Source organism: Flavobacterium sp. (genome assembly GCF_031411595.1).
Taxonomy (GTDB): Bacteria; Bacteroidota; Bacteroidia; order Flavobacteriales; family Flavobacteriaceae; genus Flavobacterium.
In genome coordinates this window covers 25,824-49,810 of sequence record NZ_JANOBI010000042.1, presented here as the reverse complement: position 1 = coordinate 49,810, position 23,987 = coordinate 25,824, and the positions used below count along the sequence as shown (strand labels likewise).

The window sequence follows — 23,987 nt, the reverse complement described above, 5'->3', positions numbered from 1 at the left end:
GGGATTAGCTTCTAAAGCTATGCATTATCAATCTCTAATTGAACTGATTCCCAATCTTCGAGCAACTGGTCCAAATCCTTCTTTTTCTTATTGTATGCCATGAAAAAAGCGGCATCTTCGATGTGTTTGTCGTAATTGGAAGCGAGTGCTTTGTCGTCGTTTTGAATGTCGATTTCGAGTTGTTTGATTTGGCTTTCGATTTTGCTCAAACGGTTTTGCAGGGTTTTGCCTTTCTTTTGGTCTTCGTAGGAAACCTTCGTATTGGCTGCTACAATTTCTTTTTTAATGATATCTTTTTTCTCCACTTCGCGCATGTTTTCGAGGTTGCGTTGCTCTAAGAAGTAATTGATATCGCCGAGATATTCTTTGATTTTTTGGTCTTTAAATTCGTAGACGATGTTCGACATGCCTTGAAGGAAATCACGGTCGTGAGACACCAACAGCAGCGTGCCTTCGAATTTTTGTAAAGCAGCTTTTAAGACATTTTTCGATTTGATGTCAAGGTGATTCGTGGGCTCATCCATGAGTAAAACATTGATGGGTTGCAACAAAAGTTTGCACAATGCGAGCCTGTTTCGTTCGCCACCCGAAAGCACTTTGACTTTTTTCTCGACGTCATCGCCACGGAATAAGAACGAACCTAACATGTCGCGCACTTTCGAGCGGTTGGTGTCGGTGGCGGCGTCTTCCATAGTTTGTAGTAAGGTAATTTCTCCGTCTAGATATTCGGCTTGGTTTTGGGCGAAATAACCGACTTGCACGTTGTGTCCGAGTTTGATGTTGCCTTGAAATTCGAATTCATGCACAATGGCTTTGATGAAAGTCGATTTTCCTTGTCCGTTTTGCCCAACAAATGCGATTTTACTGCCGCGTTCTACGAGCAATTCGATATCTTTTAAAATGGTTTTATCGCCATATTTTTTGGTGACGTGTTCGGCTTCGATGACTACTTTTCCTGGAACTTTCGAAACTGGAAAGGAAATATTCATGACGGAATTGTCGTCTTCATCGACTTCGATGCGTTCTACTTTGTCGAGTTTTTTAATCAGCGATTGCGCCATCGATGCTTTGGATGCTTTGGCACGGAATTTTTCGATGAGTTTTTCTGTTTCTTCTATTTTCTTGGCTTGATTCTTTTGAGTGGCCAATTGTTTTTCGCGGATTTCGTGACGCAATTCTAAATATTGTGAATACGGTTTGTTGAAATCGTAGGCTTTACCCAATGAAATTTCTATGGTTCTGTTGGTGACATTATCGAGGAACATTTTATCGTGCGAAACAATTACGACCACACCTGGATAGTTTCTTAGAAAGCTTTCTAGCCAGATTATACTTTCGATATCTAAGTGATTCGTTGGCTCATCGAGCAATAGAATGTCGTTGTTTTGCAATAACAATTTGGCCAACTCGATACGCATTCTCCATCCACCGGAAAAGGTTTCTGTTAGATTGTTGAATACTTCGCGTTTGAAACCCAATCCAAGTAGGATTTTTTCGGTGTCTCCGACATAATTATAACCGCCGAGTAATTCGAAACGGTGTGTATAGTCGGATAAGTCTTCTATGATTTGAGAATATGCTTCGCTTTCGTAATCGGTACGTGTGACCAATTGATGGTTGATTTCTTCGAGTTTTTTTTCAACGGCTTTGATTTCGGTGAAAGCTTGATAAGCTTCTTCTAGTACGGTTCTGCCTTGTTCAAAATCGATGTCTTGACGCAGAAAGCCAATTTGAACTTCTTTTTCAGTGGCGATGCTTCCTGAATCCGGCATCATATCTTTGGCTAAAATTTTAAGCATGGTTGATTTTCCTGCTCCATTTTTTCCGACCAATCCTACTCTATCGCCAGCGCCCATTCTAAAGGTTACTTCTTCGAATAAATACGTTCCACCGAAGGAAACTGACAAATTGTGAATGTTTAGCATATTTTTATGACTGTTATTACCGAGTGACGCTTTACAAAAGAATACCTTTGTGAAAAATTTTTGCAAATGTTAAAAAAAGGATCCAAACTAAATAGCATTTTAACAGGAACTTGTCCGAGATGTCAGAATGAGAGCATGTATGTGGACCAAAAACCATATAAGCTTACTACGGTTTTGAAAATGCATGAAAACTGTAGCCAATGCGGTTTGAAATATCAATTAGAGCCTTCGTTTTTTTATGGGGCTATGTATGTTAGTTATGGTGTGAATGTGGCTATTGGTATAGCCGCTTTTATTATATCGTTTGTGTTTTTACATTTGAGTATCAAAATTTCTTTTATTTCAATCATAACGGCACTTATTGTACTATATCCTTTAGTCTTGAGGATTTCTAGAAACATCTATATCAATATGTTTGTTTCTTATGATTCTAATGCAGTAAAATAAATTACTTTTTCTTGACGAATCTTTTGATGTTGATTTCTGGTGGTAATGGAATGTCCTGTTCAATATTTTCAAATAAAGCTTTGGCCATAGCCGGTCCAAGCATGACGCCGCGGGTCCCAAGTCCGTTTAGAATGTGAACATTACTATATTGTTGATGTGTTCCTACTAATGGCTTTCTGTCTTTGACTGTAGGTCGGACTCCGGCAAAATGAGAAATGATTTCGAAATCGCAGGTTATTATTTCTTTGATTCTATCGATTAATTCTTCCTTTCCTGCTTGAGTTGGCGTATTGGTTTTGTCTTCCCAATTGTAGGTGGCTCCAACTTTAAATAATTGATTTCCTAAAGGCAAGATGAATACGCTTGTATTGACAATCACATCTAAAGACAATTCGGGCGCTTTAATGATGAGTAATTCTCCTTTAGCGCCATCAAGTGGTAAATCTTTAAAGAATGGATTTTGATGCATGCCAAAGCCTTCAGCAAAGATGATGTGTTTGGCTTTGATGTCTTTATATTGGATAAATTCATTGTGCAATACCAAAGCATCATGATCAAAAATTTCTGTTTGCAAAAAGTTTTGATCTTGGAGATAAACTTTATAAAGATTTAATAAAGAAACTACATCAACATAACCGGTTTGTTTGACTTCACCATAATCATATGGCGCGTCAATTCCTTGGAACTTATCCGTTCTTAATTTGGTTGACAAAAAGGGAGAAAGTCCAGTTTTGTCAGCAGCAACAAACCAGTTATTTTGTTCTTCGATGGAAAAGAATTTTCTAAGGATTGGTTTTTTAAAATTGAATGTTTGATTTAATTTCAATTCTAGATTTTTATAAAAACCATCAAGTATTAATAGTTGTTCTTGAGCATTCCAAACTGCAGTAAATCTTTTTAGAATTACAGGATTGTATAAGCCCGCGGCTACAGTGGAAGATACGTTTTGATTGTTGTCGATTACAACAATTTTTTTTTGATTTTGCAAAGCGGTTTCAGCGAAAGCAATTCCTGCTAAACCGGAGCCAATAATTAAATAATCAATCATAGTGCAAAAATAAAAAACTCCTATCATAATGATAGGAGTTTTGAATTGAATTGGAAATTAAATTAATAATTCCACATATCTTGTTCGAAATCTCTGATCTTGTCTTTGACGCGTTCTGATTCGAGTAATTGCATTTGTGAATTTTCTTTCATGTATTCTGCAATTTCGCGGTCACCATAAACATTTTCTTCCTTGTAAATAACGGCATTAAAGCGTCTTGAGTTTAACAAGTGGTCAAAAGTAATTGGCATCGCAGAATTTCTGTCATTGAAAGCCTTTGCTTCGTGCAATACGTCTCTTGCAGCTGGAAAATAAATCCAGAATAATTCAATATAATCTTGTTCTTCTTTCCCTACGGTAAAAACGTCAGGAGTAACAGGACATAAACCTAATAATCTGTATTTTAATTCACTTTGTCGTTTGTCAAAATACCAATATCCTTTTATCTTATAATCTGATACATCAATAGCGCCGAGATCAGTTTTTACAATATACTGTGGATCGATAGGAATACCAGCATTAAATTGTTCTCTACCAGGGTCGGTTGTATCGATACGAGTCAATGAAGATTCGATATCTTTCAATGTTTTCTTGGTATTGAAATAACTATCAGTATAGACCTCAGTCAATTTCCCATCTTTCATTGCTTTGGTTAAAACATCATACAAAGATCTTCTGTCTTTACCAATGTTGGCGGTATCAATAGGATAATACATAGGAAAGTTGATTCTTTCATCTAAATCGATGACTTCCCATGTTGTTTTTCCCATCAATACATCTCTATCGTGAACATATCCATAAGCTAAAGGTTTATCATTGTCTGATATCAACTGAGCAGGTGTTTTTTTACCAATCTCAGAAGGCACTTTAGCGTTAAGCAAATTCGATTGAGCATAAGAAGAAACTGTTCCTATGGCAATTGCAACAACGATTAAAAATTTTCTATGAATCATCTCTTTATATAATTATAAGTTGTTTAAGTAGGATAACGATAGTCTAACTTAAATTATTATTGTATTTCGTAAATTACGACTGAAGTTTTTGGTAATAAATATCCTGGAGCTCCAACTAAATTTACTTTAATTTCTGAAATAGTTACTTGATCTCCTCTAGTAGCACCAGAAAGAATAGCTTGAGCTTGTGAATTCAGTTTATTTCCCTGAACAACAACTGTAGGCTTGCCTGGTACTTTGATGTTAAATCCAACTACATTCAGACCTACTTCGAAGTCAAAATCATTTAATTTGGCACCAACTGTAGAAACAAGTAAGCTAGATTTCGGACCTTTTACAACACCTTGCTCACCACGGATAGTTCCGGCTGGAGCAGGAATACCTTTAATACGGAAAGTTTTCTTATCGGAAACAGGTTTACCATCAGGCAATTTAGCTGTAACGCTAATCGTCATTTCTGAGCCTTGACCAGGTTTGATATTATATTGTCCTGGCTTACTTCCTTTGGTCATACCAGGAGCACTGGCAGTAACATTGTTATCAGATACACCTGCAAATGAAATTGTCATAGGGTTTACAACACCTCTGTAGACAACGTTCATTTTATCTGCAGAAATTGTAGCAGAATTTGGTCTTGGTACAACAACATAGTTTCCTTTAATTGGGAGACTAACCACTTTTCCATTTTCATCAAAATTAAATGAACCTGTGATATCATGTTCCCCAACAGCACCTGCACCGAAAGAAAATTCTGCTTGACCAGCCGTAGCTTTAACAGAAGAACCATTTACGATAACTGATTTTGCAACCAAGTTTGGGTCAAATTTTCCAAGAATAATTTTTCCTTTTACAGCTTCACCTTGAAAGAAAGCCGTTTTTTCAGGAACAACGATTGGTTGATAAGCAGTAAGCGAAGCAGCGGCAACAAGGTCAGATTGGAACATTCCAGTCATAACATCACTTTCAGTAGCTTTGATATCTGCTTGAAGTTGTGTCAACTTAGTTACAGAAGCAATTAATGGAAAGTGGTGGTAATTATAATCTAACCATGGTAATTTAGCACCTGCTTTTTCAGAAAAAACTGGCTCAGTAGCAAATCGTTTTTCTATTTTCTTCATTTCAGATTCTGCAATAGAACTTCCACCGATGGCTTTGATTTTACCTGCATAACCTTGAATGTGTTCTAAAAATATTTTAGCTTTTGGAGATTCTTTGTCTCCTATGTAGAACATATTATCAATTTCATCACTTTTATCCATTTGTTCGCATGGATAATTTCCTTCTTTGTCTTTAGGGAATTTTTTAGTGATTTCTGTTTTGATACCTTCCAAATAATCGCTAAATTCTTTAGAAACCGCTCTAATCTTATCAACTTTAGCTTTTTTGTCACCAAACTGACCTGGTTGGTCTTGTGCTTTTTGAGCTAATTGTTGAAAAGATGACTCGTTTCTTGTATCGGTGATCATATTTGAATCAACGATTTTATTATTCAAAATTCCAAAAGCAGATAATACTTCTTTGGACATATTTAAAGCTAACATCGCGATGAAAACCAAATACATCAGGTTAATCATCTTCTGTCTAGGGGTTAATTTTCCTCCTGCCATTTTTTCTAATTAATTTGTTTTGTTTATATTAAAAATGTAGTGAGATACTAATTCCCTTTGTTACTCATTGCAGAAAGCATTCCACCATAAACGTTGTTCAATGAAGACAAGTTAGATGTTAAAGATTGCATTTGATCTTTCAATTTCAAATTATTTTCAGCAACTTCATTATTGATTTGTGCATTTCTTGAAGCACTATCCAATTGGATTTTATACAAGCTGTTTAAAGACTCCATTTGAGCAGCAGCTAGCGTTAATTCTTCGCTATATTTTTTGGTAGCAGCAATTCCATCAACAGCCGGTGCAATTCCTTTAGCTGCAGATTCGAAATTTTTAATACTACTTCCTAAGCTAGCCATCAATTCTCCATCAATTTTAGCTTCTTTCAACATAGCGTCTAATTTTTGAGAAAGTAATCCTTGAGCTTCTTTAGGATCTTCTTTAGCGCCTTTCTTTCTTGCTTCTCCACCTGCTAATTCAGGATATACAAGAGACCAATCCAATTCGTCGTCAACTGGTTCGAATGCAGAAAGACCAAAAATTAATGCTTCAGTAACAAGACCGATAGTTAACATTAAGTTACCGGTTATAAAGCCAAACTCGATGTGAGTAATTTTGAATAATGCTCCGATAATTACGATTGCCGCTCCCATACCGTAAGCGAAATTCATTGCTTTTTTGCTTAAAATTGCCATAATAAAAAAAAATTTAGTTAGTTAAGTTAATTATAATAGTTGGTTAATATTATCTTTTAGGTGCTTTGCCTGTTGTTACTGTACCCATGTAATCTTGAACAGTTCTGAAACCGATATAACTTCTAGCGGTATCAGCATATTCAAAATCTCTGGTACTTACTTGAAGGAAATAAGCAACATCTTTCCAAGACCCACCACGAACAACTTTACGCATATTTTTGTTGTCCGGAACATTTGGATTCATTGTTGAAACATATTCATAAGCTCCGGCATCGTATGACGAATCTGTCCATTCAGCAACATTACCAGCCATGTTGTATAAGTTATAACCGTTTGGCTCAAAAGATTTTGCTTCAACAGTATATAGCGATTGATCCGCTGCATAATCTCCACGATTAGGTTTAAAATTAGCTAAGAAACAACCTCTATCATTCTTGGTATAAGGACCACCCCAAGGATAAGCTCCAGATTGCAATCCACCTCTAGCCGAATATTCCCATTCTGCTTCTGTTGGCAATCTGAAAGAGTTGGTTAAGTCTCTACCTTTCTTTTTAGACTTGATGTATGTATTTTTCTTTAAAGTTCTCCACGCACAAAAAGCTTTTGCTTGTTTCCAATTTACACCAACAACAGGGTATTCTGAATAAGCTTGATGCCATAAATAATCATTATGCATAGGTTCATTATAAGAATAAGCAAAATCTTTAATCCAAACTGTTGTATCAGGATACACTTTCGTTTGCTCAGTTTTTATGAAGTCTTTTCTTTTACCAGTTTTAGCTTTTGCTGCTGCTTGAATATCCATCCAAGAATAACGGAATTTTAGTTTATTCACATCAACAGTTCTTAATCCGTTGAAAGATTCCGCAACAGGCAAATACATCGTATCCATTACTTCTGTGTAATACTCATCTGGATATTTCGATGTATCTTTAATAAGTTTTACTTTTCTATTCAATTTCCTTCCAGCATAAGGATCATCATCCGTTCCTACACTGTAATAATTTTCATACATATATTTGTCATATGCTGTCATTTTAGCCGGATCCGCATCATTGAACGCAAAGTCCCCAATGCTCCCAGAACTTTTGCCACTTTTACCGCCTTTAGCAGCTGCGCCAGCAGTTCCGCCACCACCAACTTCATCAGCTAAAATAGCCAAGCGAACTCGAATTGTTGAATCTTTTACCCATTCAACAAACTCTCTATATTCACTGTTAGTTATTTCTGTTTCATCCATATAAAAAGATCTAACAGTAACTGTTTTTGTCGGAGCATCTTGTACATTAGCCAAATCATCATCGGATTTCCCCATGATAAATGAACCACCAGGAACTAAAGTCATTCCGTATGGTTTTTCAGGATGCCATTTTTTACCTTTAACTCCTACCAATTCACCCTTGTCACTCGAGCCTCCACAGCCGACTAACGTAGCTAAAATTACTGAAAATGAAATGAATTTCTTCATATAAATTGGGGTTATGTATGTGTTTATATTTTAAGGGCGTAAACCTATTTATTATTTTTCAAAAAAGCAATTAATTGTTATTAAATTTTAATTGGCTTTTATGCATTATATTAATTCACTTTCCAAAAGTAGAATTAATTATCTTATTAAAAAAATATTTTATCGATAAAAAGCTAAAAACATCGACAAAATGCATGTTTGTTATTTTTATTGTAAGAATACCATTATCTATTTTGATATTTCAATTGTATAATTATTTTAGATAATGTTTTTACGTTGTGCTTTCCACCATCTTTCAGGAACTTGCTGATTACAGGCGCCTAGATATTCTTCATAAGAACAAGGTAACAACGTGCTTTTTTTCAATTTATTATTGCTTGCGGAAATAAATGGGATTTCAATCCACCAACGATCTGTTTTATCGCTTTTATAAAAAACCAAATGTTCATCCTCGAAAGGAATAATATATTTTAAATAATTGTCTTTGCTTCCAAAAGGATATTCATTAGATCGATAATGAAATCCTTCAATAAAATACCAAATAATTTGAGCTATTAAAACCGATTCTTGTTGAGAATCGTTATGATTGAAAATCCCAAAAAGAGATACTTTATCACTCAATCCTGAGTATCTTGCTAAAGCACAAATTTCTTTTCCGTTGAAACCATTAGGCGTAAAATTAGTGAAATTTCCTGAATCAGATGACTTAACGCTAGTTAAATCTAAACTTACAATATCAGCATCTCTAAAAACCGGCTCAGCTATTGAAATTGCGTTAGAAACATCACCCAATCTGTAGGCATCAAAAAACAATTTTTCAATCAAATCTATTTCCTCTTGCGAGTTATAATAGGTTTGAAAACCAACATTGCTATAGTTAAAGAGATTGTTAGGCTCATCCAATACAATTTTGGTCAAATAAGATGAAGCCGCAATCGGATCGCTTTCTTTTCCAAAGTCGAATTTACTATCAATCGTAACCAAATTTACCATTTGCTCCAACTCATCATAAGCTCGATATAATGGATAAGTCAAATCTTGTGAACCGCCTATAACAATAGGAATAATTTTTCTTTTCATTAATGACGCAACCACCATTTGCAATGCAAAATATGTGTCACTTTTAGAATTACCAGCGAGAATATCGCCCAAATCCGCTATAGAAGTTTCCCAATTTCCCGGAAACAAAGAATACAACGCTTCTCTTGAATTTTTTAAATTAATCGAATTACCATCAAGCCCTCTATTCTCATAGACACCCAAAATAGCAATTCGTATTTTATTTAAATCCGGAAAATCCTCACGTGTATGAAAAGCCACTTTACTGCCCAACTGCTGAGAAGTCAATCCTTTTATAAAACTTTGAATCTCATCGCCGTTAGGTTCAAGAAAATTAAATTCCATTTTCTATTTCTTTTTTGTCGTTGTGGGTTTTTTAGCTGTAGTTTTTTTTGTCGCTGTCTTTTTAGCCGGAGTTTTTTTCTCAATCAATTCTTGCACTTGTGCTAAAGTAAGTTTAGTTGCATCGACATCTTTACTGAGCTCAATTTTGATTTTTCCTTTCGTAATCACAGATCTCCCCCAACGTGCTTTCTCCACTAAAATGCCTTCTTCTTTCCAATCATGAATGACTTTATCAATTTCTTTTTGCAATTTGTCTTCAATCAATTCCTCAACATCTTTTTGAGATAAATTATCGAAATTGTATTTTTTACTAACATTAATGAAAAGTCCATTCCATTTGATAAAAGGTCCGAAACGACCAACCCCTTTTTGAACGCCTAAATTTTTATACGTAGCAATCGGCGCATCGGCTTTTAGTTTTTCATTAATCAATTCCTCAGCGCGTTCCAGCGACACATCCAAAGGGTCTTCCCCTTTTGGTAACGAAATAAATGCACTTCCATGGCGAACATAAGGCCCGAAACGACCATTATTTACTTCCACTTCTTCACCATTATATGTCCCTAATTGTTTTGGTAACAGAAACAGATTCAAAGCATCTTCTAAAGTAATATTACCAATATTCTGATCCGACATGAGGCTCGCAAACTTTTTATCCTCATCATCTGCTTCTCCAATTTGAGCCATTGGTCCGAATTTACCCAAACGCACACTGACTTGTCTGCCTGTTTTAGGATCTTTTCCTAAAATTCTTTCACCGCTTTCTCTTTCTGCATTGGCTTCAACTTCAGTAACATTCGGATGAAATTTATTGTAGAATTCCTGCATCATTTGCTCCCAATTGACGTTGCCTTCTGCAATTTCATCAAAATCCTGCTCTACTTTTGCAGTAAAATTATAGTCCAAAATAGTCCCGAAATTCTTCACCAAAAAGTCAGTTACAATCGTTCCAATATCAGTTGGCACCAATTTACCTTTGTCTGAACCTGTGTTTTCTTTCAACAATTGCTGACTTACTTTTCCGGATTTCAAAGACAATTGAGTATAAGCTCTTTCTTGACCTTCAAGATTTCCTTTTTCAACATAAGTTCTATTGATAATCGTAGAAATCGTCGGCGCATAGGTTGAAGGCCTACCAATACCAAGTTCTTCTAACTTTTTAACCAAAGCAGCTTCAGTATATCGCGCTGCCGGTCTGGTATAGCGTTCGGTTGCAGTAATATAATTGTTGTTTAATCTTTCATTGATTTTCATAGCGGGCAACATGCCTTCTTGCTCTTCGTCATCGTCATCGTTTCCTTCAAGATAAACCTTTAAAAAACCTTCAAAAAGCAATACTTCTCCGGATGCCGCAAAAATTTCACTATGATTATTGGCTTCAATTTTAATGTTGGTTCTCTCCAATTCTGCGTCGCTCATTTGAGATGCTAATGTTCTTTTCCAAATCAAATCATACAAACGCGCTTGATCTTTGTCAATGTTGACCGTATGTCGTGACATATCTGTCGGACGAATCGCTTCGTGAGCTTCCTGTGCACCTTTGCTTTTATTGGCAAATGTTCGGGGTTTTGAAAATGTCTGACCGTATGATTTAACGATTTCAGCTTGAGCCGCATCTATCGCGTCTTTTGATAAGTTGACACTGTCGGTTCTCATATAAGTAATAAGTCCGGCTTCATATAAACGTTGCGCTAATTGCATTGTAATTCCAACTGGTAAATACAATTTTCTCGCTGCTTCCTGTTGCAATGTTGATGTTGTAAAAGGTGCTGCCGGAGATTTCTTCGCTGGTTTGGTATCGATATCTGAAACCTTATAATGGGAACCGATGTTTTTATTTAAAAAATCTTCGGCTTCTTTTTGTGTATTAAAATTCTTAGGCAATTTTGCTTTGAATGTCTTTCCAGCTTCATTCGTAAATTCAGCTGTTACTGAGTAACTCGCCACAGGTTTGAAATCCTGAATTTCTCTTTCTCTTTCGACAATCAAGCGCACGGCTACTGATTGCACGCGGCCTGCTGATAATCCACCTTTGACTTTTCGCCACAATACCGGCGACAATTCGTAACCCACCAATCGGTCGAGTACACGACGTGCTTGTTGCGCATTGACCAAATTGTAATCAATCTCACGAGGGTTTTCAATGGCTTTTAGAATGGCTGTTTTGGTGATTTCGTGAAAAACAATTCTTTTCGTTTTGCTTTTGTCTAGTTTTAATTCTTCGGCAAGATGCCAAGAAATAGCTTCTCCTTCTCGGTCCTCATCGGAAGCCAACCAAACCATATCAGCATTTTTAGAAAGTGTTTTGAGTTTGCTGACCAAAGCTTTTTTATCGGCGGAAACTTCGTATTTGGGTTTGAAGCCATTGGCAACATCAACCCCAATTTCTTTGGATGGAAGATCAGCTATGTGGCCGTAACTCGACTCAACCTGATAATCACTTCCGAGAAATTTTTCGATTGTTTTTGCTTTTGCCGGCGACTCCACGATCACTAAATTCTTTGCCATATTGCTTTTCTTTTGTGAGGCAAAAGTATCTAAAATTTTTAAATATTGTTCAGTTCGTCGAAATTTTGGGAGCATTCATCGAGATTTCTAATGAAATGTCAGTTGCCCTAGCCCCGATTGTAGTGGGAAATCCTTTTGGTTTTTTCCTTTAGAAAACCAAAAGATTGAAACGGAAAGCGGGAAATAGCTTCTAAAAAAATTTAATAGAATCTTGGCGCTGACATCTTGTCATATTTTTTTGAATTGTACTATATTTGCAAACTAAATTGCACGCTTTTAAACGGATTATGGAAAAGATTATCGAAGAGAACAAACAAGGTGAAAGCCTTGTGCTCGAACAAAAACCTCAGAATACAAAGAAACTTTTTATTGAAAGTTACGGTTGCGCGATGAATTTTTCTGACAGCGAAATCGTGGCTTCGATTCTTGCTGAAAATGGTTTCAATACGACTCAGATATTGGAAGAAGCTGATTTGGTGCTCGTCAATACTTGCTCCATCCGTGATAAAGCCGAGCAAACAGTTCGCAAACGCCTCGAAAAATACAATGCTGTAAAGCGTGAAGTGAATCCGAAAATGAAAGTCGGTGTTTTGGGTTGTATGGCAGAACGTCTCAAAGATAAATTCCTCGAAGAAGAAAAAATCGTTGACTTAGTTGTTGGCCCGGATGCCTATAAAGATTTGCCGAATTTGTTGCGCGTAGTGGAATCAGGTCGCGATGCGATTAATGTAATCTTATCGAAAGAAGAAACCTATGGTGATATTTCGCCCGTAAGATTGATGAGCAATGGCGTTTCGGCTTTGGTTTCGATTACGCGTGGTTGCGATAATATGTGTACGTTTTGCGTTGTGCCTTTTACCCGAGGCCGCGAACGCAGTCGGGAACCGCAAAGCATCATGAAGGAAATTCAGGATTTGTGGGATAATGGTTTTAAAGAAATTACGCTTTTGGGTCAGAATGTGGATAGTTATTTATGGTACGGCAGTGGACTCAAGAAAGATTTCGAAAAAGCTTCCAACATGCAAAAAGCCACAGCTGTCGATTTTGATCAATTGCTCGAAATGGTTGCCGTTGGTTTTCCTAAAATGCGCGTTCGATTTTCGACTTCAAATCCGCAGGATATGCATTTAAGTGTTTTGGAAGTGATTGCGAAACACGATAATATATGCAATCATATTCATTTGCCTGTGCAGTCCGGAAGCAATCGCATTCTAAAAGAAATGAATCGTTTGCATACGCGCGAAGAATACATGACCTTGATTGACAACATTAAAAGAGTGATTCCCGATTGCAGTATCACGCAAGATATGATTGCAGGTTTTCCGACAGAAACGGAAGAAGATCACCAAGACACATTGAGTTTGATGGAGTATGTAAAATATTCCTTCGGTTATATGTATGCCTATTCCGAAAGACCGGGAACTTTAGCCGGAAGAAAAATGGACGACGATGTGACCGAACCAACCAAATTACGCAGATTGCAGGAAATTGTTGATTTGCAGCGCCAACACAGCGCCATTCGCACGAGTGAATTCGTAGGCAAAACCGTTGAAGTACTCATAGAAAAAGAATCTAAAAAATCAGATCAGGATTGGTCAGGCCGTAATTCGCAAAGCATTACGGTGGTGTTTCCAAAAGAGCATTACAATATAGGTGAATTCGTGAATGTGGAAATTATGAGTTGTACCAGCGGAACTTTGATTGGGAAAGCTATTGGTCATTCTGATATGAATTAAAAATACCCATTAAAATGGAAAGTGTACAAGCTATAAAACAAAGATTCGAAATTATCGGGAATGATCCTAAACTAAATCGTGCTATTGAAAAAGCGATTCAGGTTGCGCCAACCGATATTACGGTGTTGGTTGCGGGTGAAAGTGGTGTTGGTAAAGAAAGTATTCCTAAAATCATTCATTCATTATCGCATCGAAAACATGGGAAGTATATTGCCGTAAACTGTGGAGCAATTCCAGAAGGAACCATTGACAGTGAACTTTTCGGACATGAGAAAGGTGCGTTTACAGGCGCTACCAATACGCGTGAAGGTTACTTTGAAGTAGCCGATGGCGGAACAATTTTTCTAGATGAAGTGGGCGAATTGCCACTAACCACTCAAGTACGTTTGTTGCGTGTTTTGGAAAATGGTGAATTCATCAAAGTGGGTTCCTCGCAAGTGCAGAAAACCAATGTGCGTATTGTCGCTGCAACAAATGTTAATTTATTTGATGCGATTGAAAAAGGAAAATTCCGTGAGGATTTGTATTATCGTTTGAGCACTGTTGATATTATGCTTCCACCATTGCGCGAGAGGAAAGATGACATTCATTTGTTGTTTCGGAAGTTTGCGGCTGATTTTGCACATAAATACAAAATGCCGGCACTGAAACTAGACGAACAAGCAATTCAGGTTTTACAAAAATTCAGATGGAGCGGTAACATTCGTCAATTGCGCAATATGGCGGAACAAATTTCTGTTTTGGAAACCAATCGCGATGTTTCAGGCGCAACATTACAATCGTATTTACCTACGGAAGGCAGTAATTTACCATTAGTCATTAAAGACAAGAAATCGGAAAGTGATTTCAGTACCGAAAGAGACATTTTATACAAAGTGCTTTTTGACATGAAAAGTGATTTGAACGATCTCAAAAAACTCACATTAGAATTGATGAAAAACGGTTCGGGTAAAATGCAAGACATCAATCCGAATTTGATTCAGAAAATATACGGTTCTAAAAATGACGAAAGTGAAATTGCTTTTGAAGAAACACCGAGAACTTCAGTCATACCAACAACCAACAATTCGGTAGTTTTTGAAGAAAACGATGACCATTATCAATTTGCCGAAACCGTCGAAGAAGAAGAAGTTTTGAAATTAGAGCAAAAAGAAATCGAACTCATCAAGAAATCGCTCGAAAAAAACAAAGGCAAACGAAAAGCTGCCGCGGATGAATTGGGAATTTCGGAAAGAACGTTGTATCGAAAAATCAAACAGTTTGATTTGTAACTTCTATCACAACAAATTTGAATATCTTTGACTTTTTATTTTTAAAATGAAACACCTAAAATATCTTTTACTTTTAATCATCGCTTTTACCATCAACGGTTGCTCGGTATACAATTTTACAGGCACAGGGAAAATTGACGCCAAAACGTTTCAAGTCAATTATTTTCAAAACAATGCGCCTTTAATTGAGCCCGGAATCGAGCGGATTTTTACACAAAAATTGCAAAATTTAATTCAGAATCAAACAAATTTAAATTTGGTCAATACAGACGGTGACCTTATTTATGAAGGTGAAATCGTAGATTACAGAATTAGTCCAACCACCGCAACAGCAGACCAACAAGCTGCGGAAAGCAGGCTCACAATAACCGTGAATGTTCGGTTTTCGAATAAAAATAAAGAAACCGATTCGTTTGAAAAAAAATTCAATTTCTTCTATAATTTTCCAGGCACCGAACAACTCGTAGGTTCAAAGCTTACTGCCGCTTTAGATGAAATTTTTGAAAGAATCACGCAAGATATTTTTAATGAATCACTTGCAAAATGGTAAATTAAAAATTTGTTTATTTGTGGAATCGTTTATTCGTGGAATCGTTTAACCGAAAAAACGCACTAACAACTACACGATTAAACGCTTAAACACTTACACGATTAAACACACACAATGAACGTAACCGAATATACTCATCTGATCAACAAACCCGATGCTATCCATGAGAAGCAGACCGAGGCTTTGGAGAAAATCGTTCAGGAGTTTCCTTACTTTCAAAGTGCGCGCGCTTTATACCTTAGAGGTTTATACAACCAAAATAGTTTCAAATACAATTACGCTTTAAAAATTGCGGCGGCCCATACGACCGATCGAAGTGTGTTGTTTGATTTTATCAGTTCGGATACTTTCACTACGATTCAAAAAGAATTGTACGATCAAAAAGCAAGCGAAATTTTAGATATTAAAGTTCAAGAAAGCGAAATTCTTTCTGATGAACCAAAACTAGAAATCAAAGAAAATACGATTGAACAATCGATTTTAACTTCAATAAAAGAAGCTGAATTGCCAACTGTTGAACTCGAAGTTCCGAAAATTACCATTGACGATTTTGTAGAAATTCCGGATAAAGTTGAAACTAGGGAAGTAGAAGAAGAGGCTGTCATAGAAGAAATAGTAGTAGCCGAAATACCAACGATTGAGCAAAAATTAGATCTTGGAAAACCATTGGCTTTTTCATTAACGGAGCGACATTCATTCCAGGAATGGCTGCAACTTTCGAAACTCAAACCAATAGATCGGGAAGCGCAAACAGAGCAAGTTGTTGTTTCAGAACCAGAACCTACTTCAGAAGTCAATTTCGAGAAGCAAAAAAAAAACGTCTTAATCGATAAATTCATCGAGAACAATCCGAAAATTCCACCCATAAAGAAAGATTCTGAAGTTCCGGCTATCTTTTATGAGCCAAGCCATGCCGACAATTCTTCGTTGATGACTGAGACTTTGGCGCGGGTTTATCTCGAACAAAAAAAATATCAAAAAGCAATTCAAGCTTATGAAATATTAATTTTGAAATATCCGGAAAAAAGTAGTTTCTTTGCAGACCGAATTTTAGATATTAAAAATTTACAACAAAATAATAATAAATAACAATGAGCACATTTTCAATTTTTTTAGTTTTAATCACAATAGTTTGTTTTCTATTGATTATCGTAATTATGGTACAAAACCCTAAAGGTGGCGGTTTGTCTTCTTCTTTAGGCGGATCACAAATGATTGGTGGTGTACAAAAAACAACCGATTTCCTAGACAAAAGTACTTGGACATTGGCTACGGTTTTGATTGTATTAATCATGTTGTCAAGTTTAAGTTTCACAGGATCTTTAAGCGATAATGATTCTAAAATTATTGATCAAACGGAAGGTGCTGCGGCTAAAACCGAAGCTCCGGCAAAACCAGCTACAACTGCTCCGGCAACCAACGCTACTACAAAAACCGATGCGACTGCACCAGTAACTCCAGCAGCTGAACCAGCAAAAAAATAATTTTATTGCAATAAATACAAAGTGCCAGCCTGACAATGCTGGCATTTTTTTTAAGCAAAATTGTCAGTTTTTCCCGAGCGGCATCATTTATGACTAAAGGGCGAAAGCCCGACTGAGCGAAGCTAAAGTCGCGGAAACATCAAAATAATAACCTAGAAAAAATACATTTGAATTATGGCATTACAAATCAAACCGCTTTCAGACCGCGTACTCATCGAGCCTGTAGCCGCTGAAACTCAAACCGCTTCCGGTATTTTTATTCCTGACACAGCCAAAGAAAAACCACAGAAAGGAACTGTTGTTGCTGTTGGAAATGGCACAAAAGATCATGCGATGACTGTAAAAATTGGAGATACTGTTCTTTACGGAAAATACGCCGGAACGGAACTAAAATTAGAAGGAAAAGATTATTTGATGATGCGCGAAGACGATATTCTTGCCATCATCTAAACCAAATTAACACGTAACAAAATTAACACAAATGGCAAAAGATATAAAATTTGATATTGAAGCACGCGACGGATTAAAACGTGGTGTTGATGCATTAGCAAACGCAGTAAAAGTAACGTTAGGCCCAAAAGGGCGTAATGTCATCATAGGAAAATCATTTGGCGGACCCAACGTAACCAAAGATGGTGTTACTGTAGCCAAAGAAATCGAATTACAAGACCCACTCGAAAATATGGGCGCACAAATGGTGAAGGAAGTAGCTTCTAAAACCAACGATTTAGCCGGAGACGGAACTACAACAGCTACCGTGCTTGCTCAAGCCATTGTAAAAGAAGGATTGAAAAACGTTGCTGCCGGAGCCAATCCAATGGATTTGAAGCGCGGTATCGACAAAGCGGTTGAAGCTATTGTTGCCGACCTTGCCAAACAAGCTAAAGTAGTTGGAAGTGATTCTGAAAAAATCAAACAAATCGCATCGATTTCAGCCAACAATGATGAAGTAATCGGTGAATTAATTGCCAACGCTTTTGCAAAAGTTGGAAAAGAAGGTGTGATTACAGTGGAAGAAGCCAAAGGAACTGAAACTTATGTTGATGTTGTGGAAGGAATGCAATTCGACCGCGGTTATCTTTCTCCCTATTTCGTAACCAATCCAGAAAAAATGGAAGCGGAATTGGATAATCCTTACATCTTATTATACGATAAAAAAGTATCTTCTTTAAAAGAATTGTTGCCTGTTTTAGAGCCAGTTGCTCAATCAGGAAAACCATTATTAATCATCGCTGAAGATGTTGATGGTGAAGCATTATCGACTTTAGTGGTAAACAAATTGCGTGGTGCTTTGAAAATTGCTGCCGTGAAAGCACCAGGTTTTGGTGACAGAAGAAAAGCGATGCTTGAAGACATTGCCATCTTAACCGGAGGAACTGTAATTTCTGAAGAAAGAGGTTACACACTAGAAAACACAACCATCGATATGTTGGGAACTGCCAAAAGAGTAACCATCGACAAAGACAATACAACTGTTGTAAGTGGTGCCGGTGAAGCGGATATGATTAAAAACCGCGTGAATCAAATCAAAGGGCAAATGGAAGCTTCGACTTCTGATTACGATAAAGAAAAATTACAAGAACGTTTGGCTAAATTGGCCGGTGGCGTTGCTGTTCTATATGTAGGCGCTGCTTCTGAAGTGGAAATGAAAGAGAAAAAAGACCGCGTTGATGATGCTTTGCATGCTACTCGCGCTGCCGTTGAAGAAGGAATCGTTGCCGGTGGTGGCGTAGCTTTATTGCGCGCTAAAAGCGTTTTGAAAGACGTGAAAGCCGATAACGCTGATGAAGCAACCGGAATTCAAATTGTATCGCGTGCTGTGGAATCTCCATTAAGAACTATTGTTGAAAATGCTGGCCTTGAAGGTTCTGTCGTAGTCGCAAAAGTTTCTGAAGGCAAAGGCGATTTTGGATACAATGCCAAAACAGACGAATATGTAGACATGCTCAAAGCCGGAATCATCGATCCTAAAAAAGTAACCCGTGTAGCTTTAGAAAATGCCGCTTCTGTTGCGGGAATGATTTTAACTACCGAATGTGCGTTGGTTGAAATCAAAGAAGAAAACACTGGAGGAATGCCAATGGGCGGTGGAATGCCTGGAATGATGTAAAATCAAATTGATTTAAATAAAAAATCCGAAGCTTATAAACTTCGGATTTTTTTTATACAGTATCTGATGGTTTTGCGGTTCTTTTCTTGAGTAGCTTCATCAAAACCGGAAAGGTCGAAAGCAATATAATGCCGATAACAATCCATTCTATATGTTCTTTTAAATCGATACCGTGTTTGAGGAACATTCCATATAAATAATGTCCTGAAAAAATCAGCACGAACGACCATAAAAAAGAACTGACAATATTGAAGAACATGAATTTCTTTTTATCCATCGAGACAATTCCCGCTACGATGGGCGCAAACGTTCTGAATATCGGTAAGAATCTCGCGAAGATAATCGCCTTACCACCGTATTTTTCAAAGAAATCTTTCGATTGCAATAAATATTTTTTCTTAAACCAAAAGGTATCTTCTTTCTTAAACAGATAATAGCCACTTTTCGCTCCAAACCAATAGCCCATCATGTTCCCAAAAACACCGGAAGCTCCAACCAATATCGACAAAAGTGTCACATTGATAAAATCGCTAGGTAGATACAAAACATTCTGAACCAAATCGCGACTGTAGATTCCTGCCAAAAAAAGCAAACTGTCGCCCGGAAGAAAAAAACCGGCAAACAAACCCGTTTCGGCAAAAACAATAAACAGCACTATATACAAACCCAATTGAACGCCTGCGATTTCGAAAGTGATATAAAATTCAGGATTTAATAGTTGTGTCCAATCAAAATTGCTCATATAGGCTTCGTTTTTTAAGGATGTGAAAGTAAGAATAATTTACCTTAACCGCAATTTATCATCACACTTTAAAGTAATCTTAACGGTTTTATGGCTTTCTTTCATACTTACAGCAACTGTGCAAGTTTTCATAAATTTCATCCGTAGCTTTCACTTCATCGGTATCATGACCGACTTTTGCAATGGCTTTTTTGACATCTAAAACTGAAGTTTTTTCTTCATTTAAAATCAAACTTAATTGATGCGTTTCAACATTCCAATTCGCAGATTTTACACCCGAAACACTGAATGCCGCTTTTTCGATACGCTTTTTACACTGCTCACAATTACCATTAACTTCAATGGTATACTTCGCATTTTTATTCTTTTTTTCCTGCGCTTGTACTGATAATCCAACGAAAACCATACATAGCATTATTACAATATTCTTCATTTCTTATTAATTTAAATTATCCTAAAATCTTACAATCTTAAAGTCTTATAATCAAACGATCCAACTATCTAAAAATCTAACAATCCAACTATCTCACCTTAAACCGCATTCCTGCGTAATACATCTGCCCAAAAACCGGCGCATACACTATCGAAGTATCGAAGTTCGGCCCAAAAGGATTGTCGCTTCCTAAAATGGCTTTGTCTTGTTGATAATTCCCGATGTTTTCGCCACCAACATACATTTCAAAAGTAGATGAAAAAGTTCGGGTAACCTGCACATTCATCACAGCAAAAGCAGGTGAAAATTTAGGCAACTGATCATCAATCGGATTGGTTTGCGTATTAGGCAGTGCTTGTTTCCCAAGCCAATTGAATGTATAATCGAATTTCCATTGTTTGCCTTTTTCGACAATATGCGTTTCATATTCGAGGTTGGCAAAGAAACGATGCTTCGCTTGCAACGGTCTTTCGTAGCTTCCCGATAAATAATCCGTTTGGATGTCGTAATATTTGTATGCCGTTCTCAAATTTAAATGTTTTATCAATTCAATATTGAAATCGAATTGAAAACTATTCGCGTACGACTTGCCTTTGAGATTATAAAACAACACTTGCTGTGGACTTTCATAAAAATCAACCACCACTTGATTTTGAAAATCCGTGCGGTAGAAATCAACGCCAATATCAGCACTTTTCCCAAACAATCGAAATTGTTGGCTGAAACTCATCCCGTAATTCCACGCGATTTCCGGATCGAGTCCGTATACTTTCCCCGAATTATCCAACACTGAAAACACTCTTGAACTTGCAAAAAGATTCTGATTTTCTGCAAAAATATTGGCTGCGCGTTTTCCTCGTCCGGCTGACAATCGCAATACGCCTTTTTCCCATGGGTTGTATTTGACGAAAATTCTTGGCGTTGCAAAAGCGCCCAAACGGTTGTGATAATCAAGTCTTCCGCCTAAGATAAAACTGAAATTATCCGTATTATCATAGGTATATTCGAAAAAAGTACCCACAGAATTATCGATGCGACTCACATCAGTTTGTGATACAAATTCAGCATAAGCATCATAGGTAAAATTGATTCCTGTCGCAAATTTATGCATCGTATTGCTGATAATCGAATTGAAAATCAAATTCGAATAATAACTCTGCTGCTTGATATCATATTGTCGCAAACCGAAATACGAATCTTGGTTGTGGTTGCTGTAGGCATTTTGAAAACCGATACTTTGATACGGCATATCTTTAAATACATACCCAACTTTCGACGTAAAATCAAATCGTTCGGTATTGATTTCTGAGCCCCAATACTGCGTTGAACCTTTATGAAGCGTACGATCGAAATCGAGTTGACCGGTTTGTTTTTTATCATTCATGTATTTGAAATTGAAAAACGTAATCCAGCCCGTTTCGGCGCAAGCATATTGCCAGCGGTTGATAATATTGATTTGTTGTCCTAATGGATTGTCGAGAAATCCATCATGGTTCATGTCGTTTTTAGCAACACGTGTATTGCCGTGAACGTATAAACTCGTGGCCCAATCGTCTGAAATTTTCTTGTTGAAATGGGTGTTGAGTTCAAACCTCGAATCCGTCGAACCATATGCATTCACAAAAAACGGAATGTCTTTCAAAGGTTTGATAAGTTCGGTATTGATTTGACCCGAAATACTTTCAAATCCATTGACGACTGAACCTGCGCCTTTCGTAACTTGAATGCTTTCTACCCAAGTTCCCGGCGTGAATGACAATCCATACGCTTGCGAAGCACCACGAACTGAGGGAATATTTTCTTCGGTAATCATTAGATATGGGCTGGTTAAACCCAACATTTTGATTTGTTTGGTACCGGTTAATGCATCGGCAAAATTGACATCGATGGATGGATTGGTTTCAAAACTTTCGGCGAGATTGCAACACGCCGCTTTGAGCAATTCTTTGCCCGACATCACGGTGGTATTTGAAGTCATGTTTGATGACTTTTTGAGGCTTTTACGGCTGGTTTCTACCTTGACGGTTTTCAACGTATCCTGTTTCAGGGTTTCTTGCGAAAATCCATGAAAAGCAGAAAAACACAACACCAAAAGCGTGGCAGTTTTTTTCATAATGGAAATTTAATGTTTGTAAATAATGGAATCACCGAAGTGACGTTTATCAAAACATTAAACTTGGTCGTAGAAGATATATTGGGAATACAATTTGAAAAGTGGCGGCGCATGCGAATCGCAATAGTATGCCGGAACATTTTTATTGATGAAAGGCAAATCAATGGAATAAAAAACCACATTCGATTGCTTTGAAAGAATCAAGTCGTGTGCTTCGAACGAAAACGATTTTACAATGGCTTGATCTGATTTTTTTTGAATGACAACAATTTTGTCTTTGCAGCAATGTGATGTTTTTTCGACGACACCACAGCAATCTTCCTCTATAGAAGTTGGCGAAGAAGTATTGAAAGAAACCGAAGCAATCTGATCGTCGCAATAATGCACATTCAATGCGAATCCGACGTTGGAAACCAACACGAAGAAAGCGAGGAATAAACAGATGTGCTTTTTCAATTTCATGATGCAAATATAAATGACAATCAAATGCCAACATTAAAAGAAATGTTATTTTTTAATATTCAACTGTTGATAATAAAATGCTGGAACAAACAATAACAAGAATATGGGCTGAATCAAAAACCGTCGTATATAAAACAAAATAAAATTGTTATGGTTGTCAGAATACACAATCAACAAAAAGAAAATGGCAATTAGTATCGCGAAAAACGCCACATACAAAACCGCAGCAAATCGCGTCAACTGCCAATCTTTGAATAAAATCTGAACGATGGCCAAAGACAAAATAGAATTTAAAAAATAACGCAGCGCCATTCCTAGAAACAAAGGAAAAGCATCATATTCCGGAAACGCCATATTCAAATAATCGTTTTTAAAATAAGCTGAAAATGGGTCGTAGAAAAGCGAATCTTCAAAAGCGCGAACGATTGCCAATAGCAATACTAAAGCCATTACAAGCAATACTTTTATTTTATTATTGAGCAGTTTTTCCAGCATAATTCGAAAATTGATTGACCCAAATCACCCACAACCCAAACACAAAACCGTAAATAATCAACGGGAAAACAACGCCATGCAAAATCGATTCTTGATCCGGATGATAATACAACGCTATCGATAATAGTGCGATTCTCAATACATTTAGAATATGAATCAACACCATGCCCAATACAATAAACCCAACGGTTGGTTTCCATTTCCCTGAAAACGCCACGACGAAAGCCACAAAAAGAATCATCACACTCAAAGCATTGCAACCTTCCACGACGCGCGAAACATAGACTTGATTTAAAATCAGTTTCACTGAGGCTTGGTGTTCGTGCAATAGAAGCACGCAATCATAGTTCAAAGTTTTCAAAACCCATTGCACCTGATTGGCAACCGATAGCGTAAAACCATCGACTTCAAAAACGAGTGGATGTTCAAATTGCTTCAGGTAAAATTCATAGACAATTGTCAATCCGGCGTAAACTCCAAAAAACTTCAAAAGAAAAATAAAGAAAGGGCGGTATTGTTGGAAGTAGTTTTTCAAA

Annotated in this window: 22 protein-coding genes; 8 read left to right on the top strand and 14 right to left on the bottom strand. The window is 37.0% G+C overall.

The annotated features are described in order from the left end of the window. Positions 1 to 17: 17 nt before the first annotated feature. Entirely contained in the window at positions 18 to 1,925 is a 1,908-nt protein-coding gene (locus tag RMO03_RS10020; protein WP_309641965.1) for an ABC-F family ATP-binding cassette domain-containing protein, read from the bottom strand. Between the two features lie 66 nt (positions 1,926 to 1,991). On the opposite strand from RMO03_RS10020, the gene RMO03_RS10015 reads away from it, so the two are divergent. After that, positions 1,992 to 2,372: a DUF983 domain-containing protein gene (locus RMO03_RS10015; RefSeq protein WP_309641964.1), complete on the top strand. Its 381-nt coding sequence runs from the start codon at positions 1,992 to 1,994 to the stop codon at positions 2,370 to 2,372. Position 2,373: 1 nt separating this feature from the next. On the opposite strand, the gene RMO03_RS10010 is transcribed toward RMO03_RS10015, so the two are convergent. The 7 genes from RMO03_RS10010 to topA all read right to left on the bottom strand — a co-directional run bounded on the left by RMO03_RS10010 (position 2,374) and on the right by topA (position 12,055). Next, positions 2,374 to 3,420, bottom strand: coding sequence for an FAD-binding oxidoreductase (locus RMO03_RS10010; RefSeq protein WP_309641975.1), 1,047 nt, complete (start codon positions 3,418 to 3,420; stop codon positions 2,374 to 2,376). Positions 3,421 to 3,482: 62 nt separating this feature from the next. Continuing rightward, complete coding sequence (gene gldN, locus RMO03_RS10005) at positions 3,483 to 4,373, bottom strand: gliding motility protein GldN (protein WP_309641963.1); 891 nt, start codon at positions 4,371 to 4,373, stop codon at positions 3,483 to 3,485. A 56-nt stretch (positions 4,374 to 4,429) separates the two neighbouring features. Then, positions 4,430 to 5,980: a gliding motility protein GldM gene (gene gldM, locus RMO03_RS10000; RefSeq protein WP_309641962.1), complete on the bottom strand. Its 1,551-nt coding sequence runs from the start codon at positions 5,978 to 5,980 to the stop codon at positions 4,430 to 4,432. Positions 5,981 to 6,027: 47 nt separating this feature from the next. Beyond that, complete coding sequence (gene gldL / locus RMO03_RS09995; protein WP_309641961.1) at positions 6,028 to 6,675, bottom strand: gliding motility protein GldL; 648 nt, start codon at positions 6,673 to 6,675, stop codon at positions 6,028 to 6,030. A 49-nt stretch (positions 6,676 to 6,724) separates the two neighbouring features. Next, the gene (gldK, locus tag RMO03_RS09990) at positions 6,725 to 8,143 is read right to left on the bottom strand and encodes a gliding motility lipoprotein GldK (RefSeq protein ID WP_309641960.1); all 1,419 of its coding nucleotides are present in this window, start codon (positions 8,141 to 8,143) and stop codon (positions 6,725 to 6,727) included. Positions 8,144 to 8,401: 258 nt separating this feature from the next. Then, the gene (locus RMO03_RS09985) at positions 8,402 to 9,547 is read right to left on the bottom strand and encodes a formimidoylglutamase (RefSeq protein WP_309641959.1); all 1,146 of its coding nucleotides are present in this window, start codon (positions 9,545 to 9,547) and stop codon (positions 8,402 to 8,404) included. Between the two features lie 3 nt (positions 9,548 to 9,550). Then, positions 9,551 to 12,055, bottom strand: a complete 2,505-nt coding sequence (topA, locus tag RMO03_RS09980; protein ID WP_309641958.1) for a type I DNA topoisomerase — start codon at positions 12,053 to 12,055, stop codon at positions 9,551 to 9,553. Between the two features lie 287 nt (positions 12,056 to 12,342). On the opposite strand from topA, the gene miaB reads away from it, so the two are divergent. From miaB to groL, 7 genes are all read left to right on the top strand, one after another. Next, a complete protein-coding gene (gene miaB, locus RMO03_RS09975; RefSeq protein WP_309641957.1) occupies positions 12,343 to 13,791 on the top strand; it encodes a tRNA (N6-isopentenyl adenosine(37)-C2)-methylthiotransferase MiaB in 1,449 nt (482 codons plus the stop codon). Positions 13,792 to 13,805: 14 nt separating this feature from the next. Continuing rightward, the gene (locus tag RMO03_RS09970) at positions 13,806 to 15,062 is read left to right on the top strand and encodes a sigma 54-interacting transcriptional regulator (RefSeq protein WP_309641956.1); all 1,257 of its coding nucleotides are present in this window, start codon (positions 13,806 to 13,808) and stop codon (positions 15,060 to 15,062) included. Positions 15,063 to 15,108: 46 nt separating this feature from the next. Continuing rightward, the gene (locus RMO03_RS09965) at positions 15,109 to 15,612 is read left to right on the top strand and encodes an LptE family protein (protein WP_309641955.1); all 504 of its coding nucleotides are present in this window, start codon (positions 15,109 to 15,111) and stop codon (positions 15,610 to 15,612) included. 114 nt (positions 15,613 to 15,726) lie between these two features. Then, positions 15,727 to 16,701: a tetratricopeptide repeat protein gene (locus RMO03_RS09960; protein ID WP_309641954.1), complete on the top strand. Its 975-nt coding sequence runs from the start codon at positions 15,727 to 15,729 to the stop codon at positions 16,699 to 16,701. A 2-nt stretch (positions 16,702 to 16,703) separates the two neighbouring features. After that, positions 16,704 to 17,096 (top strand): preprotein translocase subunit SecG, encoded by a 393-nt coding sequence (gene secG, locus RMO03_RS09955; RefSeq protein WP_309641953.1) that lies wholly within the window; start codon positions 16,704 to 16,706, stop codon positions 17,094 to 17,096. A gap of 174 nt (positions 17,097 to 17,270) precedes the next feature. Continuing rightward, a complete protein-coding gene (gene groES, locus RMO03_RS09950; protein WP_309641952.1) occupies positions 17,271 to 17,546 on the top strand; it encodes a co-chaperone GroES in 276 nt (91 codons plus the stop codon). A gap of 31 nt (positions 17,547 to 17,577) precedes the next feature. Next, positions 17,578 to 19,206: a chaperonin GroEL gene (gene groL, locus RMO03_RS09945; protein WP_309641951.1), complete on the top strand. Its 1,629-nt coding sequence runs from the start codon at positions 17,578 to 17,580 to the stop codon at positions 19,204 to 19,206. A gap of 52 nt (positions 19,207 to 19,258) precedes the next feature. On the opposite strand, the gene RMO03_RS09940 is transcribed toward groL, so the two are convergent. From RMO03_RS09940 to xrtF, 6 genes are all read right to left on the bottom strand, one after another. Beyond that, entirely contained in the window at positions 19,259 to 19,948 is a 690-nt protein-coding gene (locus tag RMO03_RS09940; protein ID WP_309641950.1) for a VTT domain-containing protein, read from the bottom strand. 88 nt (positions 19,949 to 20,036) lie between these two features. Next, positions 20,037 to 20,381, bottom strand: a complete 345-nt coding sequence (locus tag RMO03_RS09935) for a heavy-metal-associated domain-containing protein (RefSeq protein ID WP_309641949.1) — start codon at positions 20,379 to 20,381, stop codon at positions 20,037 to 20,039. A gap of 88 nt (positions 20,382 to 20,469) precedes the next feature. Continuing rightward, positions 20,470 to 22,494 carry a TonB-dependent receptor plug domain-containing protein gene (locus RMO03_RS09930; RefSeq protein ID WP_309641948.1) on the bottom strand — a complete coding sequence of 675 codons (2,025 nt, stop codon included), beginning with the start codon at positions 22,492 to 22,494 and terminating at the stop codon, positions 20,470 to 20,472. Positions 22,495 to 22,551: 57 nt separating this feature from the next. Next, entirely contained in the window at positions 22,552 to 22,956 is a 405-nt protein-coding gene (locus tag RMO03_RS09925; RefSeq protein ID WP_309641947.1) for an HYC_CC_PP family protein, read from the bottom strand. 45 nt (positions 22,957 to 23,001) lie between these two features. After that, a complete protein-coding gene (locus RMO03_RS09920; protein ID WP_309641946.1) occupies positions 23,002 to 23,451 on the bottom strand; it encodes an exosortase F system-associated membrane protein in 450 nt (149 codons plus the stop codon). Then, positions 23,429 to 23,986, bottom strand: coding sequence for an exosortase family protein XrtF (xrtF, locus tag RMO03_RS09915; RefSeq protein ID WP_309641945.1), 558 nt, complete (start codon positions 23,984 to 23,986; stop codon positions 23,429 to 23,431). The genes RMO03_RS09920 and xrtF overlap by 23 nt, the downstream gene beginning before the upstream one ends. Position 23,987: the final 1 nt, after the last annotated feature.

What these genes read in the sequence shown, in the direction of transcription:
- topA (WP_309641958.1), bottom strand. Translation starts at nt 12,055, where the DNA reads ATGGCAAAGAATTTAGTGATCGTGGAGTCGCCGGCAAAAGCAAAAACA.
- RMO03_RS09935 (WP_309641949.1), bottom strand. Translation starts at nt 20,381, where the DNA reads ATGAAGAATATTGTAATAATGCTATGTATGGTTTTCGTTGGATTATCA.
- RMO03_RS10010 (WP_309641975.1), bottom strand. Translation starts at nt 3,420, where the DNA reads ATGATTGATTATTTAATTATTGGCTCCGGTTTAGCAGGAATTGCTTTC.
- RMO03_RS09940 (WP_309641950.1), bottom strand. Translation starts at nt 19,948, where the DNA reads ATGAGCAATTTTGATTGGACACAACTATTAAATCCTGAATTTTATATC.
- gldK (WP_309641960.1), bottom strand. Translation starts at nt 8,143, where the DNA reads ATGAAGAAATTCATTTCATTTTCAGTAATTTTAGCTACGTTAGTCGGC.
- RMO03_RS09930 (WP_309641948.1), bottom strand. Translation starts at nt 22,494, where the DNA reads ATGAAAAAAACTGCCACGCTTTTGGTGTTGTGTTTTTCTGCTTTTCAT.
- gldN (WP_309641963.1), bottom strand. Translation starts at nt 4,373, where the DNA reads ATGATTCATAGAAAATTTTTAATCGTTGTTGCAATTGCCATAGGAACA.
- groES (WP_309641952.1), top strand. Translation starts at nt 17,271, where the DNA reads ATGGCATTACAAATCAAACCGCTTTCAGACCGCGTACTCATCGAGCCT.
- RMO03_RS09970 (WP_309641956.1), top strand. Translation starts at nt 13,806, where the DNA reads ATGGAAAGTGTACAAGCTATAAAACAAAGATTCGAAATTATCGGGAAT.
- secG (WP_309641953.1), top strand. Translation starts at nt 16,704, where the DNA reads ATGAGCACATTTTCAATTTTTTTAGTTTTAATCACAATAGTTTGTTTT.
- RMO03_RS09965 (WP_309641955.1), top strand. Translation starts at nt 15,109, where the DNA reads ATGAAACACCTAAAATATCTTTTACTTTTAATCATCGCTTTTACCATC.
- RMO03_RS09920 (WP_309641946.1), bottom strand. Translation starts at nt 23,451, where the DNA reads ATGCTGGAAAAACTGCTCAATAATAAAATAAAAGTATTGCTTGTAATG.
- miaB (WP_309641957.1), top strand. Translation starts at nt 12,343, where the DNA reads ATGGAAAAGATTATCGAAGAGAACAAACAAGGTGAAAGCCTTGTGCTC.
- RMO03_RS09925 (WP_309641947.1), bottom strand. Translation starts at nt 22,956, where the DNA reads ATGAAATTGAAAAAGCACATCTGTTTATTCCTCGCTTTCTTCGTGTTG.
- gldM (WP_309641962.1), bottom strand. Translation starts at nt 5,980, where the DNA reads ATGGCAGGAGGAAAATTAACCCCTAGACAGAAGATGATTAACCTGATG.
- RMO03_RS09960 (WP_309641954.1), top strand. Translation starts at nt 15,727, where the DNA reads ATGAACGTAACCGAATATACTCATCTGATCAACAAACCCGATGCTATC.
- RMO03_RS09985 (WP_309641959.1), bottom strand. Translation starts at nt 9,547, where the DNA reads ATGGAATTTAATTTTCTTGAACCTAACGGCGATGAGATTCAAAGTTTT.
- gldL (WP_309641961.1), bottom strand. Translation starts at nt 6,675, where the DNA reads ATGGCAATTTTAAGCAAAAAAGCAATGAATTTCGCTTACGGTATGGGA.
- RMO03_RS10020 (WP_309641965.1), bottom strand. Translation starts at nt 1,925, where the DNA reads ATGCTAAACATTCACAATTTGTCAGTTTCCTTCGGTGGAACGTATTTA.
- RMO03_RS10015 (WP_309641964.1), top strand. Translation starts at nt 1,992, where the DNA reads ATGTTAAAAAAAGGATCCAAACTAAATAGCATTTTAACAGGAACTTGT.
- groL (WP_309641951.1), top strand. Translation starts at nt 17,578, where the DNA reads ATGGCAAAAGATATAAAATTTGATATTGAAGCACGCGACGGATTAAAA.